Consider the following 1,618-nt stretch of genomic DNA (forward strand, 5'->3'; position numbering starts at 1 on the left):
TGTAGAAGCTTTTTAGTAATGTCCGATTCAGGCTAATTAGAAATGTCCGATTTTTGCCCCCTTAGGCTCACGCTGTCGCGATGCGTTGACCCGGGGGTGAATCATGAATGGGCGTGGTCTGATCACGGCGAGCATGCGCGAACTGGAACGAGTCAAGGTCATCGAGGCAGTCATTGAAGGCCGCCTGCGCTGCTTTCAGGCAGCCGAGCGGCTGGATCTTTGTGAGCGGCAGATCAGCCGGCTGTGCCGGCGTTATGAGGCCGATGGTCCAGCCGGACTGGTGTCGGGCAAGCGTGGCAAGCCGAGCAATCGTGAACTGCCCATCGATCTGCGTGCGCGGACCATGGCGCTCGTGCGTGAGCGCTATGCCGACTTTGGTCCGACGCTGGCGTGCGAGAAGCTGTACGAGTGCCACGGTGTGCGGCTGGCCAAGGAGACCGTGCGACGCTGGATGCGCGATGCCGGCCTGTGGGTGCCGCGCAAGCAGCGCCCGCCGAAGATTCACCAGCCGCGGGCCCGACGCGCGTGCCTGGGCGAACTGGTGCAGATCGACGGCAGTGACCATCACTGGTTCGAGCAGCGGGCACCGGCCTGCACGCTGCTGGTGTATGTCGACGATGCGACCAGCCGCCTGATGACGCTGCACTTCACGGCGACGGAATCGACGTTCAGCTACTTCGAGGCGACGCGGGCGTACATCGAACGCCATGGCAAGCCGGTGGCGTTCTACAGCGACCGTGCCAGCGTATTCCGGCCAACGTACAGCCGCACCGGCGCGCGCGGCATCACGCAGTTTGGCCGGGCGATGTACGAGCTGAATATCGACACCTTCTGCGCGAACTCGAGCCCCGCCAAGGGGCGCGTGGAGCGCGCCAACCTGACGCTGCAGGACCGGCTCGTGAAGGAGCTGCGGCTGCACGGCATCCAGACCATGGAAGCGGCGAATGCCTGGGCGCCCGCCTTCATGGCCGCCTACAACGCGCGCTTTGCGAAGCCACCGCGGAGCACGTTCGACGCGCACCGGCCGCTACGCGCGGACGAGAATCTCGACACGATCCTGACGTGGCGGGTGGTGCGCAAGGTGTCGGAATCGCTGACCGTGCTGAATGACCTCATGATCTGGCTGCTCGACGATACGCCGGCCACCCGCCGGCTGATCGGCCGCTACATCGACGTGTGGGAGTATCCGGACGGACGCATTGAACTGCGTGCCGGTGGCGTCGCGCTGGCCTGTGTCGCGTTCGATGAGCTCGCCGAAATCGACCAGGGCGCCGTGGTCGAACACAAGCGGCTGGGACATGCGCTGCAGGTCGCCCAGGCGCTGCAGGCGCAGCGCGACAATCGCCGGATATCCGGTTCGCCGTCGCGCACGAACCGCGGTGAACCGGTGCGCCCGAAAGCGCGGCCGCCCGGCACGATGAAGCCGCGCGAAGTGACGCTCGAGGACTGGAATGCAGCGGTAAGGGGGACACACCGGAACCCGGCAGGCTCGGTGCTAAAAACCGCCCTCGAGAGATAGGAAGGAGTCCAAAACCAACCCACACCCGGACCCAAAACCGACCTCAACCCCGACATTTCTAATTAGCCACAACCCCGACATTTCAAAAAAGCCTCGACA

Annotated in this window: 1 protein-coding gene; it reads left to right on the forward strand. The window is 64.4% G+C overall.

Features of this window, described 5'->3' with window-relative positions:
* Nucleotides 1-103 precede the first annotated feature (103 nt).
* On the forward strand, nt 104-1,519 hold the full coding sequence (locus tag VSR68_RS42395) for an ISNCY family transposase (protein WP_342945363.1): 1,416 nt from the start codon (nt 104-106) through the stop codon (nt 1,517-1,519).
* Nucleotides 1,520-1,618: the final 99 nt, after the last annotated feature.

Origin of the sequence: Paraburkholderia phymatum (genome assembly GCF_038900715.1) — a bacterium.
Lineage (GTDB): Bacteria > Pseudomonadota > Gammaproteobacteria > Burkholderiales > Burkholderiaceae > Paraburkholderia > Paraburkholderia phymatum_A.

Bases quoted from the DNA above. Each gene is read 5' to 3' on its own strand.
- VSR68_RS42395 (WP_342945363.1), top strand. From the start codon at position 104: ATGAATGGGCGTGGTCTGATCACGGCGAGCATGCGCGAACTGGAACGA.